Origin of the sequence: Microcoleus sp. S13_C3 (assembly GCF_036700905.1) — a bacterium.
GTDB lineage: Bacteria > Cyanobacteriota > Cyanobacteriia > Cyanobacteriales > Microcoleaceae > Microcoleus.
Map to the genome: position 1 here is coordinate 22092 of NZ_JAUBPT010000043.1, position 18359 is coordinate 40450.

7 protein-coding genes are annotated in these 18359 nt (G+C 48.2%); 3 read left to right on the forward strand and 4 right to left on the reverse strand.

The window, feature by feature from the left end; translation table 11 throughout:
- Window positions 1-11 precede the first annotated feature (11 nt).
- Entirely contained in the window at window positions 12-875 is an 864-nt protein-coding gene (locus QUA16_RS14190; protein WP_333103959.1) for a sulfite exporter TauE/SafE family protein, read from the reverse strand.
- Between the two features lie 115 nt (window positions 876-990).
- Window positions 991-1833 (reverse strand): pentapeptide repeat-containing protein, encoded by an 843-nt coding sequence (locus tag QUA16_RS14195; protein ID WP_333103977.1) that lies wholly within the window; start codon window positions 1831-1833, stop codon window positions 991-993.
- A 392-nt stretch (window positions 1834-2225) separates the two neighbouring features.
- Here QUA16_RS14195 and QUA16_RS14200 point away from each other — a divergent pair, with 392 nt between their 5' ends.
- Together QUA16_RS14200 and ilvD are read left to right on the forward strand one after the other, a co-directional pair.
- Window positions 2226-3443: a transposase gene (locus tag QUA16_RS14200; RefSeq protein WP_333103960.1), complete on the forward strand. Its 1218-nt coding sequence runs from the start codon at window positions 2226-2228 to the stop codon at window positions 3441-3443.
- Window positions 3444-3799: 356 nt separating this feature from the next.
- Window positions 3800-5485 (forward strand): dihydroxy-acid dehydratase, encoded by a 1686-nt coding sequence (gene ilvD / locus QUA16_RS14205; RefSeq protein ID WP_333103961.1) that lies wholly within the window; start codon window positions 3800-3802, stop codon window positions 5483-5485.
- Window positions 5486-5741: 256 nt separating this feature from the next.
- On the opposite strand, the gene QUA16_RS14210 is transcribed toward ilvD, so the two are convergent.
- Both QUA16_RS14210 and QUA16_RS14215 read right to left on the reverse strand, forming a co-directional pair.
- Entirely contained in the window at window positions 5742-6272 is a 531-nt protein-coding gene (locus tag QUA16_RS14210) for a hypothetical protein (protein WP_333103979.1), read from the reverse strand.
- Between the two features lie 88 nt (window positions 6273-6360).
- Entirely contained in the window at window positions 6361-8286 is a 1926-nt protein-coding gene (locus QUA16_RS14215) for an ATP-binding protein (protein ID WP_333103962.1), read from the reverse strand.
- Window positions 8287-9719: 1433 nt separating this feature from the next.
- Between QUA16_RS14215 and QUA16_RS14220 the strand changes: the two genes are divergently transcribed.
- A complete protein-coding gene (locus tag QUA16_RS14220) occupies window positions 9720-18350 on the forward strand; it encodes a PAS domain S-box protein (RefSeq protein ID WP_333103963.1) in 8631 nt (2876 codons plus the stop codon).
- Window positions 18351-18359 lie beyond the last annotated feature (9 nt).

The window sequence follows — 18359 nt, forward strand, 5'->3', positions numbered from 1 at the left end:
TCAATTACCCATTACCCGTTACTAAATTTTTGCCAAGCTTGCCAGAAAACATAAATCGATAAGATTGCCAAGAGCGATCGAAAAGCTAAACTAACAATACGATCGGGCAATCTCGGCAAAAACCGCGTGCTCACCTGCGCGCCCAACAAACCGCCGCCGCCAAGAATTAACCCCACAACCCACAAAACATTCCCGCGCGCCGCGTGTCCCGCCGTCGCCGAAATTGCCGTGATGACGATGACGCCCAAGCTGGTTTGAATTGCGGTTTTAATGCTTTCTCCTAACAGCAAAATTTGCAGGGGAACCATAATTACGCCGCCGCCTACGCCAAACAAACCCGCTAATAAACCCGCCGCACTGCCGGTAGCAATTTTAGCAAAAGTTGGATGGAATAAAATATTTGAATTATTGGGTAATTCGTGATTGGTAATTGATAATTGAGCATTTTCTCCTTGTCCCGCTTGTCCTCCCAGTTCCCCTTGTTCTAGTTCCGCTTTCTTCTTAGCTGTCAGGTGCTTGCGAACTTCAATCAAATAAATATTCAGCCACAGCAACAACCCAAAAGTAAGTAACAGCAAGTAAGGCGGAAATATGCCCGCCAAATAAGCACCGATTTGTGCTGTAATGACGGCTGGAAATCCGATGCCTGCGACTTGGCTCAAGCTGAGGTAGCCCATGCGCCAATTCTGGATGCTGCCAGAAATAGCTGTAATGACGATCGACAAACCGCTAGTAGCAACCGCTTGCACCGGAGCGTAATTGAGAGCCACCAACAAAGGCACGAGCACCGTACCGCCGCCGATACCCAAAAATCCAGCTAGAATTCCGGCAAAAATTCCCGCCGCACCCAACATCAATAATTCAGTGATAGTCATTAGTCATTAGTCATTAGTCAGTAGTCAGTAGTCAACAGTCAACAGTCAACAGTCAACAGTCAACAGTCAACAGTCAACAGTCAACAGTCAACAGTCAACAGTCAACAATCAAATTTTAAGAATCATTAGTCGTGCCGTCTGGCATAATTGCCCGCCTCAAATCTGCATCGCGGAAGTTAGTTCGATTGAGATTAGCATCAATCAAAACCGCTTCCACCAAAACCGCCCCGCTAAAATTAGACCAGCACAGCTTGGCCCGGTACAAATTAGCACCGCTCAAATTAGCTCTTGCCAGCGTTGACCAACTCACATTAGCAACTCTCAAATTAGCATTGCTCAGATTAGCGTCGGTGAGATTAGCTCCAACCATCGTTACTTGGCGCAAGTCTGCACCAGCCAAGTTGGCCCCGCTCACCATCGCCCCGCTGAGAATTGCCTGAGTCAGATTAGCTCTTTCTAAAAGCGACTCGCTGAGGATGGCATTTGTCAGGTTTACCGCCTTGAGAGTTGACCAACTCAAATTTGCCTTCATCAAATTAATACGAATCATGCTAGCGTCGGTTAAGTTGGCCGCAAACAAATTCGCTTGGGTAAAGTTGGCTTCGGTCAAGTTAGCTTCCGTCAAATTAGCCTTGGTCATGTTGACTTCTCTGGCCATTGAGCCGCGCAGGTTGGCTCCCATCAGGTTAGCCCCGCTGAGATTGGCACGGCTCAAATCGGTACCGATGAGATTTGCTTCGCTGAGGTTGGCTTCCGTCAAGTCCACCCCTGCCAATTTCACCTCGCGCAAGTTCGCTCCCGTCAGGTTAGCGCCTTTGAGGTTTGCGTCTTGGAAATTCGATCTGGTAAAGTTAGCCTCGCTGAGGTTTACCCCTTTTAAGTCAGCCCCGGCGAGGTTAATTTCTCGAAAAATTCTTTCTCCGGCCGCATATTGCCTCAGAATTCGATCGGCCTCCATGTCATTCGCCTCGCAATTTTTTTTAAACGTTAGAGTGATGGGTGTTACCACATCATCCCAGATAACCACGGTATTCACTCTGCACGCTGTAGTATCTGTAGAATCTTTGCACTGTTTTCTTGGCAATGCGGTGCTATTCGCTCCTAAAGGGCCTGACAAAGATCAAAGCTTCTGAGAAAATCAACTAAAACAGCAGGAGTCCCGCACTCTACCTGTACAAGGAGTGAGTGGCGGGAGGAATGCGCGTGAGTGAAGAGATCCGCCCCCGAACAAAACCGACAATCTTTAGATATCCGAAAGTGAGGGGGCCGTCGATGAACAAACAAATATTGTTCTGCCACTCGCCCTCGTCGCTTTCACGAGATACAATAATATCAGAGTTCGTGAACACAATGCCCCAAGTAATCACCGCCAAGCTGAAACTAAACCTGACCGCCGAGCAAAAATGCTTGGTGTCTCAGACGGCTTTAGCTTACCGGGATGCCTTGAACTATACTTCACGAGTCGCTTTTGAAGCGGGTAAAACCAGTAATGGCGCTAAGCTGCAAAAAGCTGTCTACAACGAATTGCGAGTTCGATTTGGGCTAGGAGCACAAATGGCTTGCAATGTACCCAGACAAGTATCTGCTACCTATAAGACCCTTTGGTCTAAAGTAAAACAATCTAATGATGCTATTGCCAAAGGTTACACAAAGAGACGGTATAAAGGGCTGGACAAACCTCCTAAATACATTTCTCGAACTTGTACCCTAAACTACCAGCGGGACTACTCTTTTAAAACCGATCGGCAAGTGAGCATTATCACGCTGCAAGGTAGAATAGTAGTTCCGTATGCTGGCTACAATAAGCATCTAGATTTAATTGCCAATGGCGCTAAAATTGGAGCTGCTAAAATTGTCTACCAGCGCTCTTCTAAGGTCTACTACTTAATGGTAAGCATTGAAGTAGAAGTACCTGAAATCGATCCACTAAAAATAACTAGAGTTTCTGGCGTCGATGTGGGTATGCGCTACTTAGCGGTAGAAACAGACTTACAAAACAAGTCTAAATTCTACTCAGGAAAAGAAGCTAGACACAAAGCTAACCGCTATCACAAAGCTAGACAGACTCTTCAGCGTCAAGGCACTCGTTCGGCAAAGCGAAGACTAATCGCGTTATCTGGAAGAGAAAGACGGTTTATCGCTGATGTGAATCACCAAATCAGCAAGGAAATTGCAAAACCTAACAGCCTGATAGGACTAGATAACTTGACCGGAATACGAGATAGAACTAAATCTAAGTCCGGGAAAAAGGCTAGTAAGAAACAGCGTAGAGCTAATAGAAATAAGGCTAAATGGTCATTTGCAGAATTGCACGGTTATATCGACTACAAGGCTAATCTAAACGGCTCTCTGGCCACTAAAGTTTCCGCGCATTATACATCGAAAAGTTGTCCTAAATGTGGACATACCTCAGATGCTAATAGACCTAACAAAGGACTCTTGTTTCGCTGTGAATGTTGCGGTCATGTGTTACACGCTGATTTGGTTGGTGCGCGAAATATTACAATGAGAACGCTGCTAGTCCGGCAAGACTGGACTAGCACTCTTGAGCTTGTCAGCATCCCCTAATGTGTCGAGCGTTGAAACCAAAGCTGAAATCCTATCTAGGTTCTCGGAATTGCGGTGGAGTTCAGATACAAGCCCACATCATAGCGGTACTGTGCTTGATGGTGGGTAGTTGACCAATAGGGTAAAACTCTCGGCGCTCGGCACTGAGTCAGTCGATTTTAGATTTTAGATTTTAGATTTGCTCCACAGATTCATCTGGGAGCCGGAACTTTGGTCTAAAATTATGGGCTCACCACGACGATTATCGGAAACTTGTATTCGTTTTTGGGGGAGCTGGCAGTTGACAACTGACAACTGTCAACTGTCAACGGTCAACTGTCAACTGTCAACTGTCAACAGAGAAAGGAAATTTTAAAATGCCTGAAAATTTGAGAAGCCAAGCTGTGACTGGAGGCGTGCAGCGCGCGCCCAACCGAGCAATGCTGCGGGCAGTCGGTTTTGGCGACGGCGATTTCACTAAGCCGATTGTGGGGATTGCCAACGGGTACAGCACGATTACGCCCTGCAATATGGGATTGAACGACCTCGCTTTGCGGGCTATTGCGGGTGCAAGGGAAGCCGGCGCCATGCCGCAGATGTTCGGTACGATTACTATCAGCGACGGGATCTCGATGGGAACAGAAGGGATGAAATATTCTCTGGTGTCGAGAGATGTGATTGCGGATTCGATAGAAACTGTTTGCAACGGCCAAAGTATGGACGGGGTGCTGGCTGTCGGCGGTTGCGATAAAAATATGCCGGGGGCGATGATTGCGATCGCCCGCATGAACATTCCTGCTATTTTTGTTTACGGCGGCACCATCAAACCAGGACACCACAACGGAAAGGATTTAACCGTTGTTAGCGCTTTTGAAGCAGTCGGCCAATTCAGCGCGGGCAAAATTGACGAAACAGAACTCAATGCAGTGGAACAAAAAGCTTGTCCGGGTGCGGGTTCCTGTGGCGGAATGTTCACAGCAAATACGATGTCGAGTGCTTTTGAAGCAATGGGCATGAGTTTGCCTTATTCTTCGACAATGGCTGCTGAGGATGCCGAAAAAGCTGACAGCGCTGCCGAATCTGCAAAAGTGCTGGTGGAAGCTGTCCGCAAACAGTTGCTACCGAGCCAAATTTTGACACGAGCGGCCTTTGAAAATGCGATCGCGGTCATCATGGCAGTCGGCGGTTCAACCAACGCTGTGCTGCATTTATTAGCCATTTCCAATGCGATCGGCGTTGAGTTGTCCCTCGACGATTTTGAAACTATTCGAGCAAAAGTGCCGGTGCTGTGCGACCTCAAACCCAGCGGCAAATACGTAGCAACCGATTTGCACAAAGCCGGCGGCATTCCTCAAGTAATGAAAATGCTGCTAGAACAGGGTTTGCTGCACGGAGACGCGCTGACAATTACCGGCCAAACTGTTGCCGAAGTGTTAGCAGATATTCCAGCCGAACCCCGCACCGACCAAGATGTCATCCGCCCTTGGAACAACCCCCTTTACGCCCAAGGACATTTAGCCATTCTCAGAGGAAATCTGGCAACAGAAGGAGCCGTTGCTAAAATTACTGGCGTTAAAAAACCGCAAATTACCGGCCCAGCGCGCGTATTTGAATCTGAAGAAAATTGTTTGGATGCAATTTTAGCGGGCAAAATTAAAGCCGGAGATGTGATTATCATCCGCTACGAAGGGCCCAAAGGCGGGCCGGGAATGCGCGAAATGTTAGCACCAACTTCGGCAATTATTGGCGCTGGTTTAGGCGATTCTGTCGGGTTAATTACTGACGGTCGCTTCTCTGGCGGAACTTACGGCATGGTTGTCGGTCACGTTGCACCAGAAGCGCAAGTTGGCGGGACAATTGCTTTGGTAAAAGAGGGCGATTCAATTACAATTGATGCTCAAAATCGCTTGTTGCAGCTCAATGTTTCTGATGCAGAATTGGAGCAGCGGCGCGCTCTTTGGCAGCCTCCTAAACCTCGCTATACTAGGGGCGTTTTGGCTAAATATGCTAAGTTGGTTTCTTCTAGCAGTATCGGTGCTGTGACTGATTTGGGTTTGGGTTAAAGTAGGAATTTTTTAACCGCAGAGGTCGGCAGACAAACGCAGATGAACGCAGATAAATAAAATCCTATCTGCGTTCATCTGTGTCCAGCCGCTGATATCTGCGGTTAAAAAATTCCCCAATTATATCAAATCCGTTAGCATCGCAATAGTAAATCCGAGTTCACTGTTCACTGTTCACTGTTCACTGTTCACGGCGTCAACAGTCAACAGTCAACAGTCAACCGTCAACATCATTCCGGTGTAACCGGAAATGATATTAACTGCGCTGATTCAAAAAGCGGCCTGCCATCGACATGGCGTCAGTAATATCTACGTCGCCGTCTCCATCTGAATCTAAAAACGTATTCAAAACGGGATTGCTGCCTTGGGCTGGGTTTTGGGCGTTGCCGCCGGTTTGTAGCAAATTCAGTATGAGCGGCACCAAAACAGGTATCATCGCCTGCACTGTGGCGTTATTCAAACCGGTTCTGTGGGCGATATCGTTCACTATCTGCGTCAGTTGGCCTGCGCCGAACAAACTCTGTACCGCTTGCGGATTGGGATTTGTGCCGCTAAATTGGTTGACAACTTCTTGAGCTTGTGCGTCTCCTGACTGCGATCGCACGTCTTGCAATGCCGATCGCACGTATCCGCCCAAAACCGACATTGCTAGCTGAGTCGTGCCCGTATTGACGCCTTGGTTGCTGCTCAACTGTTCTACCGCACCGAGAATGTTGCCCAACTGATTGGGGTTTGCTTGTTGGTTGGGATTGTCGATCGCGCTCAAAATTTGGTCAAATAGTCCCATCATTTTCGCTCCGTACAGTGATTGCTCAACTTAAAATTATAGCAAATCCTGTTTTTCAAGATTATGGAAAATAGTTTTGATATAATTTTTAAGTTTTTACAGTTCCTCTTTTGTCTGGCTTGATTGGCACCTTCTCGTTGCCTAGGGAATTATATTCACGAGCAACTGGAGGTTGTAAAAGCGTATTTTGCATTAAATCCTCATGCTTAATCGGCAGGGCGATCGCAAATTCCGTCCCCCTTCCCACCTCAGACCAAAAGTTAATTGTCCCCCGGTGTTTCTTGACGATAATTTCGCGACCAATTGCCAATCCCAAACCAGTACCTACACCTCTCGGTTTAGTAGTAAAGAATGTTTCAAACATTTTTTCTTGACTCTCTGGCGCTATTCCCATACCGTTATCAGAAATTCGCACTACCACTGAGTCGTCGTCCAAGTATTCTGTAGCAATCACAATCCTCGGCGAAAAACTCGGTGCTTCCTGGAGTGAATCCGAAGCCGATTGTTTTTTCGCCTCTGCTGAGCTGGATTTCTCAATTTTTGCTTTCTCTTCCACAGCATCTAGTGCATTGTTGAGAAGGTTCACAAATACCTGGTAAAGCAAACCCATATAGCCTTCCACAGTCGGAATATTCCCGTAATGTCGCACCACTTCAATGCCTTGTTTGATGCGGCTGTTGAGAATGAGCAAACTGCTGTCTATGCAGGCGTGTAAATCGACGGGATGAGGGGCTGCCTCATCGAGGCGAGAAAAATCTTTCAAACTTAAGATAATAGCTTTTGCTCTTTCAGCGCCTACTTGCATTGAGTCCAATATTTTGATCAAATCTTCTTTGAGAAAATCGATGTCTATTTCTTCGCCTTTGGCGATCACTGCGGCAGGGGGGTTGGCAATTTCTGTTTCGTAAGTCTTGAGCAAATCTAAAATATCTTCAACATAATTTCTGGCTGGGTCGATATTGGCATAAATAAAATTGATTGGGTTGTTAACTTCGTGAGCAACACCGGCTAACATCCGCCCCAAAGTTGCCATTTTCTCATTTTGAAGTATCTGGCTTTCTTGTTTAGATTTCAATTCTTCTAGCAACTGATTTACTTTCTGAATCAGTTGATTCAGCGAAGCTGCTAATACTCCTACTTCATCGGTGCTGGTAACTGGTACTTGCAACTGAAAATTAGATTCTTCAGTCACTCGCTGAGCGATTTTAGTTACAGTGGCGAGGGGTTTGGCGATCGCCCGACTGGTGAAGCCCGCCAGCACTGCTGCAACGACGATCGACAATGCCATGCTACCCAAAATTATTTGCACCCGCAGCGCCTGGGCTCGCAGCAGATCCTTCCGCCCTGCATCTTCTTGCACTTGGGCGCGATCGATAATTTCTGCTATATCATTAACCGCCCTATCTAGTTGCAACCCAATTTTATCTCGCTCGAAATTCAACAGCAAGTTACGTTTAATACTTTGTTGAGCCTGGTTATTTGGCAACTTACTAAGTTTTTTATTAATTATTTCTACTCGATAGAGATAATTAGATAGCGAATCGCAAGTTTGTCTAATTTTTTCTATGCCTTCTATGTCTTCCATGTATTTATGATTTTTGACTTCAGATAACAACAACTTCAAACTGTAAATATTGTTTTGTAGCTGTGCGTACTTGCTGTCAAAAACTTGCGGCTTTTCGAGCCAGTAAATCAGCCCCTCTTGGCTATTTTGCGTTCGCAGTAAAGCCACCTGCAACTTATTTAAAAGCTGACTTTCTCGATCGATGTGTACTTGATTGTTAGTTCTGCGATAGTAATGAGTGCCCACCAACATCCCGACAGCCGTTCCCCCAATCGCAACACAAAGAGCCAGTGCGTACCCACGGCAGATTTTGTCGTGAATACTGAGGTTGCCGAAGGAACGGGCTATGTCAGCGAAATAATTGGGCTTTGGTGGTTGAGTCTCTTTGATGTTATGCTCGCAAGAGGTAGAGAGTTCTTGTGAAGGCTGATTCAGATGTTTGAGCTGCATAGATGCTAACCTGTGAATAATTCACGCACTGACAATTCAGTCTAACTTAACTCGCGGCTGATTTGATAGTACCGCATTGATATTTAATGTGATAATTTTTGTAAATTAGGACGCTCTTACCTTGCCTAAGAAACCCGGTTTTTCGTTTGTCCTTTCGGATCTTCCAGGAGGCACTGGTGTTAAAAAACCGGGTTTATGTTAATATAGCGCCCATCTATTAGACCTCTTGCAAAAATAATTAGGACGGGCTCTGGGGCACATCCCACAAGAGTTATTTTTTCTTGTGGGATGGGCCGCAGAGCCGGGAGCATCTCACTTTGGCAGCCCTGCTAGAAATTGGAGTTTTGAGGCAGGAGGCAGGAGGCAGGAGGCAGAAGGAAAGAGGCAGAAGGAAGGAGTCAGAAGAAGTATTTTTACAAATATGAGATGCTCCCGCAGAGCCCGTCCCATCAATTGAAGAAAAGGATTTTTGCAAGAGGTCTATTGAGTTGCTTCAGTAGAAATATTGTCTGTATTCACTTGTTTTTTTAACAGGGTTCGTTTTCTTCACGCCGACTTACTTAAACTCTATTTGATTTGTGACAGGGTTTGAGATAATCGCTTGTATTCCATTTATTTTAATCAGCTAGTTTTTCAACAATAATTATAAAAAAATATCGTCCGGGTAGTTCTTGTAGAATAAGGTTTAACCTAGCCTCTCTCAATCGTTATACTTGTCAAGTAATTCGCTTAGAAAATGCAAGAGTTTTGGTTCAGGGCTTAATCCCACTCCACGAGATATGGCTGGTAGTGTTTTACGCTTAATATCAGAAAAGCCCCACATGAAAGTAATTAAACGCCTCAGAAGTTCTCACTTGGGGGAATAAGCTAATCCGGATTTAAATTTCCTCGTAAAATAAATTTTTCCTCTTGTGGGGAGTAGGGTTGGGCAGGAGAGCCCGCCCTCAACATACAAATTAAATGCACAACAGCTTAGTGCTCTGTATACTGTAGAATTCACAGCAATCGTCAAGAGTCAACAAATTTTATCGTTACGGCGCGTTCTCCGAGCTTTCACTTAGTCCAGTAAAGGGTTGAGGACACTTCCTGTTTTTATCATCTCATGAAAATGATGAAAAAGCGTTAGCTTAGAGTTGCAGAATTTCCCTAAGTCATTTCCGGCAAAAGCCAACAGTAAGTAAATATAATATTGAGAGAATGTCGTGCAGCTAAGTAACTCTTCTCCGTACTAAGCTGTTGTGCATTTAATTTGTATATTTCGAGTCCCGATCAAAAATCGTCAAATCCTCTCCCCCTCTCCCCTTCTCCCTCTCTAATACCATAGGCAATCTAGATGCAACACAGCTTAGGGCTGGCCCCACGCTACGCTATCAGCTCACGTGTTTAAGGCGAAGAGTTTAACAAAATAATCAGCAATAAAATCCTATAAACTCATGTTCATTCGTACTACGGCTCTCACTCTAATAGAACTCAGGACTGCGATCGTCCGGGAACCCTTGGTGGTTTCGCCCGATACGACGGTGATGGATGCGATCGCCCAAATGAGCGGCGTGCGATCGCTCTGCAACACCGCTAGAACCGCCGATGGTCAACTCGACGACCTCCACCTAGAGGCGCGATCGAGCTGCGTGTTGGTAGTGGAAAACGAGCAATTAATCGGCGTACTGACCGAGCGAGACGTGGTGAGGCTGAGTGTCCGGCAGCGTTCCTTGGAGAATTTGGCGCTCCGGGAGGTGATGACACACCCCGTCGTCACCCTCCGCGAGTCCGCCTTCACCGATTTATTTTTGGCGATTAATCTGCTCCAGCAGCACCACATTCGCCATTTGCCCATCCTGGACGAGTTCGATCGCCTAGTGGGCCTAGTGACTCACGAAAGTCTGCGCCAAATATCTCGACCCCTCGACCTGCTGCGGTTGCGTATGGTAGCAGAAGTGATGACCCGCGAAGTGATTTGTACTGCGCCAGATTCTTCCCTACTGGCGATCGCCCAACTTATGGCAGAGCATCGCGTTAGTTCCGTGATGATTGTACACCCAGGCGGAATCTCTACTGAACCGCTACAAATGCCAGTGGGGATTCTCACCGAGCGGGATATTGTGCAATTTCAGGCCTTGGGCTTGAACATGGAAACCTGTCGGGCTGAGGCGGTGATGAGTACACCGATTTTTAAGGTCAAGCCAGAAGAGTCGCTCTTGACTGTGCAGCAGATCATGGAGCGGCGATCGATCCGTCGGTTGGCGGTGACAGGGGAACAAGGGGAGTTACTTGGTATTGTCACCCAGACCAGTTTGCTGCAAGCCCTCAACCCGCTGGAGCTATACAAGCTGGTCCAGAAGTGGGAAGAGAAAGTGGTGCGCCTAGAGGCGGAAAAGGTGGCGCTGCTGGCAAATCGCAACCTTGAGCTCGAGCAACAGGTGGAAACTCGGACAGCCGCTCTCAACACCAAGGTACAACGAGAGAAATTAGTCGCAGACTTGGCCACCCAAATTCGCTCGTCCCTAAGCCTGCAAACGATTTTGGATACGACTGTGCAGCAGGTGCGGCAAGTGCTCGGCTGCGCTCGCGTCAATATTTGGCGGTTTGAAGCCAATAGGGAAATCATTGTCGTGGCAGAATCCACCGACTCGTCCCTGTCTCTGTTGGGCGAACGGGTCAATGATACCTGCTTTAAGCAAGACAATCCTGAGATTTATCGTCAAGGACATGTTCGCGTCATACCAGATATCTCCACAGCCAACATATCAGACTGTCATCGGCAGATGCTGATCCGCCTCCAGACACAAGCCAAAATTTTGGTGCCGCTACTGTGTGGCGATGAGTTATGGGGCTTGCTCAATGCCAGCGAAAGCCAGCACGCCCGCGACTGGCAACCGGAAGAAGTCGAACTGGTACAAGCCTTATCAGTGCATCTGGCGATCGCCATTGGGCAAGCCACGATCCACCAAAAATTGCAGAAGGAACTGGTAAAGCGACAGCGGATCGAAGCCACCCTGATCGAGAGCGAAGAACGCTACGCCGCCCTTGCCACAGCAGCTCCGGTGGGGATTTTTCGCACCGATGCGGAGGGGCTATGCACCTATGTCAACGATCGCTACTTTCAGATCAGCGGACTCACACCAGGAGCCACTATCGGACACGCATGGCAACAAGGACTGCACCCCGACGATCGCGATTGGATCATTGCCCAATGGGAGCAATTCATCCAAGGTAACGACTCTTTTGAACTCGAATATCGCTTTCAACGTCCCGACGGTGAAGTAACGTGGGTTTATGGGCAGTGCGTCGCCGAACTCGATGCCAATGGACATCGGATCGGCTCTATAGGCACCATTACCGACATTAGCGATCGCAAACGAACAGAAGCCTCCCTGCAAGAGAGCGAAGAACGCTACGCCACCCTAGTGGAAGTCGCACCAGTGGGGATTTTCCGCACCGATCCAGTGGGCAACTGCATCTATGTTAACGATCGCTGGTGTCAGATCAGCGGACTCACCCCAAAGGCCGCCATCGGGGAAGGATGGCGACAAGGGCTGCACCCCGAAGATCGCGACTCGATCGCGGTCGAATGGCAACAATCAGCCCAACAAAATCGCCCTTTCGGGCTCGAATATCGCTTTCAACGTCCCGATGGTGCTGTGGCGTGGGTATATGGGCAGTCCGTTGCCGAACTGGATGCAGACGGGCAAGTAGTCGGCTATGTAGGCGCTATTACAGACATTAGCGATCGCAAACTTGCCGAAACCGCCCTGATCCAGAGCGAAGCCCAGAGCCGAGCCATATTAGCAGCAGTTCCAGACTTCATGTTTCGCATGGGTGCCGATGGTATTTATCGGGGGAGGGTGACAGCCCATCGTCCGCTCGACTTCCTGGGTACAGATTTCGATAGGCCTGGTGTGGCGATGGTGGATCTTATTTCAGGAGAAATTGCGACCCGACATCTACACCACCTAGAGCAAGCCTTAAGCACAGGAGAACTGCAAGTTTATGAACAGCAGGTGCACGTTGGCCCGCGCCTGCAATATGAAGAGGTGAGAGTTGTCAAGAGCGGCGAAGATGAAGCCTTGTTTATGATTCGAGACGTTACGGATCGCAAACAGGCCGAGCGACAACTGTACCAACTAAACCAACAGCTAGAAGCCAAAGTCGAAGAACGCACCCAAGAGCTTTGGCAAGTCAACAGCCTGCAACGCGCCATCCTCGATGGTGCTGATTACTCCATCATCTCCACTGACCCAACAGGCATCATCCAGACCTTTAATGCTGGAGCCGAAAGGATGCTCGGTTACAGTGCAGCAGAAGTGGTCGGCAAAGGTACGCCCGAACTCATCCACGATGCAAATGAGGTAATTGACCGGGCAGCATCACTCTCTGCCGAACTAGGGCAAAATATTCCCCCCGGCTTTGAAGTTTTTGTTGCCAAAGCACGCCAAGGTGTTCTCAGCGAAGAAGAGTGGAGCTATATCCGCAAAGATGGCTCTCGATTTCCTGTGTCGCTATCCATCAGCACCCTCAAGGATGTCAATCAGCAAATTATCGGCTTTTTAGGCATCGCCAAAGATATTAGCGATCGCAAACGTGCAGAAGCAGAACTACAGAAAGTATCGGATCGCCTCGCTTTGGCGCTCAAATCAGGGGCGCTCGGTTGTTGGGACTTCGATCTTGTACAGAACACCGTCTTGTGGGATGAGCGGATGTACCAACTGTACGGCGTCACAAAACAATCTGACTCCCTTGTGGTTTACGACATTTGGGCAAACCGGCTACATCCCGAAGACCGCACCGCCACCGAAACATTGCTCCAGCAAGCCGTCTTAGGACAAGCAGAATTTGATACTGAATTTCGAGTGTTGCATCCCGATGGCAGCCTCCACTTTATTAAAGCCTATGGTGTCGTCGTGCGAGATGCCCAAGGCAATCCCCACAGCATGATTGGCCTCAACTTTGATATTAGCGATCGCAAACAAGCTGAACTCGAACGACAGCAGTTAATTCAAGAATTATCAGCCTTTAAGCAGGCCTTGGATAAGTCTGCCATTGTGGTCATCACCGATCGCGAAGGGGTGATCTCCTACGTCAACGATCCCTTCTGTGCGATCTCTGGCTACTCCCGCGATGAACTCATGGGCAAAACCCATCGCCTAGTCAACTCTGGCTATCATCCCCCTGCGTTTTTCCAAGACCTGTGGCAGACCATTGCTAGCGGTCATGTTTGGCGCGGTGAAATTTGCAACCAGGCAAAAAACGGTAGCCTGTACTGGGTTGCCAGCACCATTGTCCCCTTTTTGGACGAAGGCGGGCGACCTTTTCAGTATCTAGCCATTCGCTTCGACATTACCGATCGCAAGTTGGCCGAAGCAACGCTTCGGCAGGAAAATACTTTCCGTCAACAAATTGTAGAAAACATGACAGAAGGGCTGTGCGTTTTCTATGAAGTTGAGGAGTTTCCCTTTGTCCGCTTCACAGTCTGGAATCAGCAAATGCAAACGATTACGGGTTACACCTTAGAAGAAATTAACCGTCTGGGGTGGTATCACAGCTTGTACCTGAATAATCAAGAATCTCAAAAACAGACGATTGCCGACCTGAAAAAGATACGACAAGGGGGCAACTTAATCGCTCTGGAAAGGGAAATCCGGCGCCAAGATGGACTGTGCCGCACTATCTCCATTTCCACCTCTATCCTATCGATGGATGATGAACATCTCTATGTGCTTGGCCTGATCCAAGACATTACTGAGCGTCAACAGACAGAGCGAGAAAATTGCCTTTTGAAAGAACGCCTCGAATTTCTTCTAGCCTCCAGTCCCGCCATGATCTATAGCTGTAAGCCCTATGGGGACTATGGAGCAACCTTCATGAGCAAAAATATCGAAGCCATTTTGGGCTACAAACCAGAAGAATTTTTATCGGAATCTGGCTTCTGGGCTAACCATATTCACCAAGAAGATGCCCCTAGGGTTTTTGCACATATATCCGCTCTCTTTGAACACAACACTCATCAGCATGAATATCGATTTTTGCATCGCGATGGTCACTACGTTTGGCTACGGGATGAGCTGCGTCTACTGCGAGATATCGAAGGCAAGCCAATCGAGATTGTTGGCTATTTTGCAGATATTAGCGATGTCAAACAAACCCAAGAAACCCTAAAAAGACAACTGGCAGCAATTGAGGCGGCGATCGACGGCATTGCGATTATGCAAGGAGATACCTACCTCTATTTGAATCAAGCCCATCTAGAATTGTTTGGCTACGAACATCCCCAAGAACTGCTGGGCAAAACCTGGAAACTTTTGTATTCCCAACAGGAGTTAGAACGGTTTGAGCGGCAAGTCTTGCCGGTGCTGGGGCGCGATCGCGCTTGGGAGGGAGAGGCGATCGCCACCCGCAAAGATGGCTCTACCTTTGCCGAAGGGCTATCCCTCACCGTCACAGAGGATGGATTATTGATTTGTGTATGCCGCGATATCAGCGATCGCAAACAGATCGAAGCCCAATTAGCAGAGAGTGAAGCTAAATTCCGGCGGCTGGTAGAAGGGGCTAATGATTTGATCTGGTCATGTGAACCCGATGGCATACTCACATATGTGTCACCGCAATTCACGACCATGTTTGGCTGGGATGAACGTGCATGGATTGGTGAGTCGTTTCTACATCTGGTGCATCCAGACGATCGCTATTTGCTGGTTACATATTATCGGGAGAATCTCAAACATGGTAAAAAGTCAAGTGATTATGAGTTCCGAGTTCGCCACCGAGATGGCAATTATGTCTGGGTGAGAAGCAGTCCCACACCCGTTATAAATGCTGAAGGGGAATTGATTAGCATCCAGGGAATTTTATCGGATATCAGCGATCGCAAACAAGCTGAACTCGCCAGGGAAAGCAGCGAAATGCGCTTCCGCCGGGTGTTTGAGTCCAGTGTGAGCGGCATGATGTTTGCCGATTTTCAGGGGAACATTATGGATGCCAACGATCGCTTCTTACAGATGGTTGGCTACACTAGGGAGGAACTAAATGCTGGGATGATTCATTGGGATGCGATGACCCCCCCCGAATATGCCCACGCTGATGTTGTAGCGATGGGGCGCGTGATGCAGGATGGCACGAGCGAGCCCTGGGAAAAGGAATACTACCGTAAGGATGGCAGCCGGATTTCTGTCCTGATGGGAGCCGCACTTCTTTCAGGCTCAGACGATCAAACTATTTGTGTATTAGTAGACATCACCGAGCGCAAACAGGCCCAGAAGGCTTTGCAGGAATCTCAGCAGTTTCTGCAAACGGTACTCGATACCATCCCCCTCGCCGTGTTTTGGAAGAATCGAGAGTCGGTTTTTTTAGGATGCAATCAGCAGTTTGCCCAAACTCTAGGCTTGCCATCTAGAACTGAAAGTATAGGTAAAACAGATTTAGATATTTGCCACGCAGAAGTCGAGGCGAACGGTTATTGTGCGATGGATCGGCGGTTAGTAGAAACGGGTGAAGCTATATTAGGGATCGAAGAAACGCTAACCCTACCCAATGGTAAATCAATATTTATCGAAACCCACAAGGCTCCCCTGCGAGACAGCTCAGATAATGTTATTGGTCTGGTAGGCACGTTTCAGGATATCACCGATCGCAAAGAATCCGAACTGAGATTGCAACAACAAGCAAAACAGGAGCGTTTGCTGGGAGCGATTACTAAACGGATGCGATCGTCTCTGCATCTGGAGGAGATTCTCAATAGCACTGTTGAGGAAATCCATCAGGTATTGCAATCAGACCGAACCCTGGTTTATCGGGTTTATCCTGAAGGGACGGGGGCTGCCATTGCTGAATCTGTTTCGCCAAATACGTCTAAGCTCTTGGATATCCTCTTCCCTGAAGAGGTTTTCCCCGAAGAGAACTACGATCGCTATATCCAAGGAAAAGTGTATGCCCTCAACGATAGGGAAGATGAAAACGAGTCAATCTTACCCTGCTTGGTTGAATTTCTCGCACAAATCCAGGTCAGAGCCAAACTCGTAGTTCCAATTATTCAGAATCAAATCCTCTGGGGATTGCTGATTGTTCATCAATGCGATCGTCCGCGCCAATGGCAAGAGTGGGAAATCAATTTACTTAAACAAATTGCTAATCAATTAGCGATCGCCATTCAGCAATCTTACCTCTACGAACAGGTACAATCAGAGCTGGCTATCCGCAAGGAAACAGAAAAGGCGATCGCTTTACAACTGCAACGGCAGCGAACTTTGGGAGCGATCGCCCAGCAAATTCGCGAATCGTTGGATATTAACGAAATTTTGGCGACTGTGACACAGCAAGTCAAAGAAATCTTGCAAGGCGATCGGATCATCGTAATCCGGGTATTTGGCAATGGCAGAAGTCAAATAGTTGAAGAATCTGTGTTGACCGAGTTTCCCGCGCTCAAAAACCTTCACTGGGACGACCAACTGTGGTCTCAAGAAATCCTCAACCACTATTGCCAGGGCAATCCCCGTATCGTCCCCGATATAATCACCGATATGGGGACTAATTGCTTGGTGGAATACGCAAGCGTTGGTCAAGTCAAGTCCAAAATGGTTGCACCTATCCTGCAAGAAGTCCGAGGCAGCCAAAGCCAGAGAGGGGTTGCCCCTGGGCCTACCAACAAGCTCTGGGGGGTTTTAGTTGTCCATGCTTGCCGAGAAAAGCGAGTCTGGCAAGAGTCGGAAGCACAACTCCTGCAACAAATTGCTAACCAGTTGGCGATCGCGGTTCAACAAGCTAGCCTATTTGAGCAGTTGCAGCAACAACTCACCGAACGGCAACAAGCCCAGCAGCAACTCACCGAGCGCAACCAACAACTGGGAGCCTCTAACGAAGAACTGGCCCGTGCTACCCGTCTCAAAGACGAATTCCTTGCCAACATGAGCCACGAACTCCGCACTCCCCTTAACGCCATTCTGGGCATGAGCGAGGGGCTACAAGAGCAAGTCTTTGGCATCGTCAACGAACAACAAATCAAAGCTTTACAAACCATCGAGCGCAGTAGCTCTCACTTACTAGAGTTAATTAACGACATTTTGGATGTCGCCAAAATTGAATCGGGTCAAATGGAACTCGATTGCACCCCAGTTTCAATCAATCATCTGTGTCAATCCAGTCTGCCATTTATTAAACAACAAGCCCTGCAAAAACGCATCCAGCTAGAGATTAAAGTCCCACTCAATCTGCCCGACTTATTGATTGATGAGCGGCGGATGCGCCAAGTCTTGATCAACCTGCTCAATAACGCGGTAAAATTCACTCCTAACGGAGGACGCATCACCCTAGAAGTCAGCCGTCAACAGCGCCGGGCCGACCCAGATTCTGCCGATTCCCCACCCCATTTTTTGGTCAAAGAGACTCTGCGAATTGCTGTCATCGATACAGGTATTGGTATTGCGCCAGAACATATCAACAAACTGTTTCAGCCCTTTATCCAAATCGATGGCGCCCTGAATCGTCAATATCAGGGGACCGGCTTGGGGCTTGCCCTGGTGAAACGCATTGTCGAACTCCACGGCGGGCAGGTGGGGCTCACCAGCGAGGTGGGTGTAGGAAGTTGCTTCACGATCGAATTCGAGGGCAGGCACGGGGGCACTGCCCCTACTGGTGTGCCCTCCTCTGTTGCCCTGGAATCCCAGACAGAGCCCCGCATCGAACCCAGCGGGCCCGAACAGGGAGGCTCTCCCTTAATCTTGCTGGCGGAAGACAACGAAGCCAATATCACTACGGTTTCGAGCTACCTGAAAGCTAAAGGCTATCGCATTCTCTTGGCTAAGAATGGAGAGGAGGCGATCGCCCTGGCCAAGTCGGAAAACCCCAATCTAATTTTGATGGACATTCAAATGCCTGGTATGGATGGTCTACAAGCTATGCAGCAGATCCGCCGCGATCCAAACTTAGTCGATCTGCCGATCGTTGCCCTAACTGCCTTAGCCATGACGGGCGATCGCGATCGTTGCCTTGCCGCCGGAGCCAATGATTACCTCACCAAACCCGTCAAGCTGAAGCAATTGGCAAGCACTATTCAACAACTTTTAGCTTCTAAGTAAGGATAACCC

Coding starts and splice junctions, on each gene's coding strand:
- QUA16_RS14190 (WP_333103959.1), bottom strand. CDS start 875: ATGACTATCACTGAATTATTGATGTTGGGTGCGGCGGGAATTTTTGCC.
- QUA16_RS14195 (WP_333103977.1), bottom strand. CDS start 1,833: ATGGAGGCCGATCGAATTCTGAGGCAATATGCGGCCGGAGAAAGAATT.
- QUA16_RS14200 (WP_333103960.1), top strand. CDS start 2,226: ATGCCCCAAGTAATCACCGCCAAGCTGAAACTAAACCTGACCGCCGAG.
- ilvD (WP_333103961.1), top strand. CDS start 3,800: ATGCCTGAAAATTTGAGAAGCCAAGCTGTGACTGGAGGCGTGCAGCGC.
- QUA16_RS14210 (WP_333103979.1), bottom strand. CDS start 6,272: ATGGGACTATTTGACCAAATTTTGAGCGCGATCGACAATCCCAACCAA.
- QUA16_RS14215 (WP_333103962.1), bottom strand. CDS start 8,286: ATGCAGCTCAAACATCTGAATCAGCCTTCACAAGAACTCTCTACCTCT.
- QUA16_RS14220 (WP_333103963.1), top strand. CDS start 9,720: ATGTTCATTCGTACTACGGCTCTCACTCTAATAGAACTCAGGACTGCG.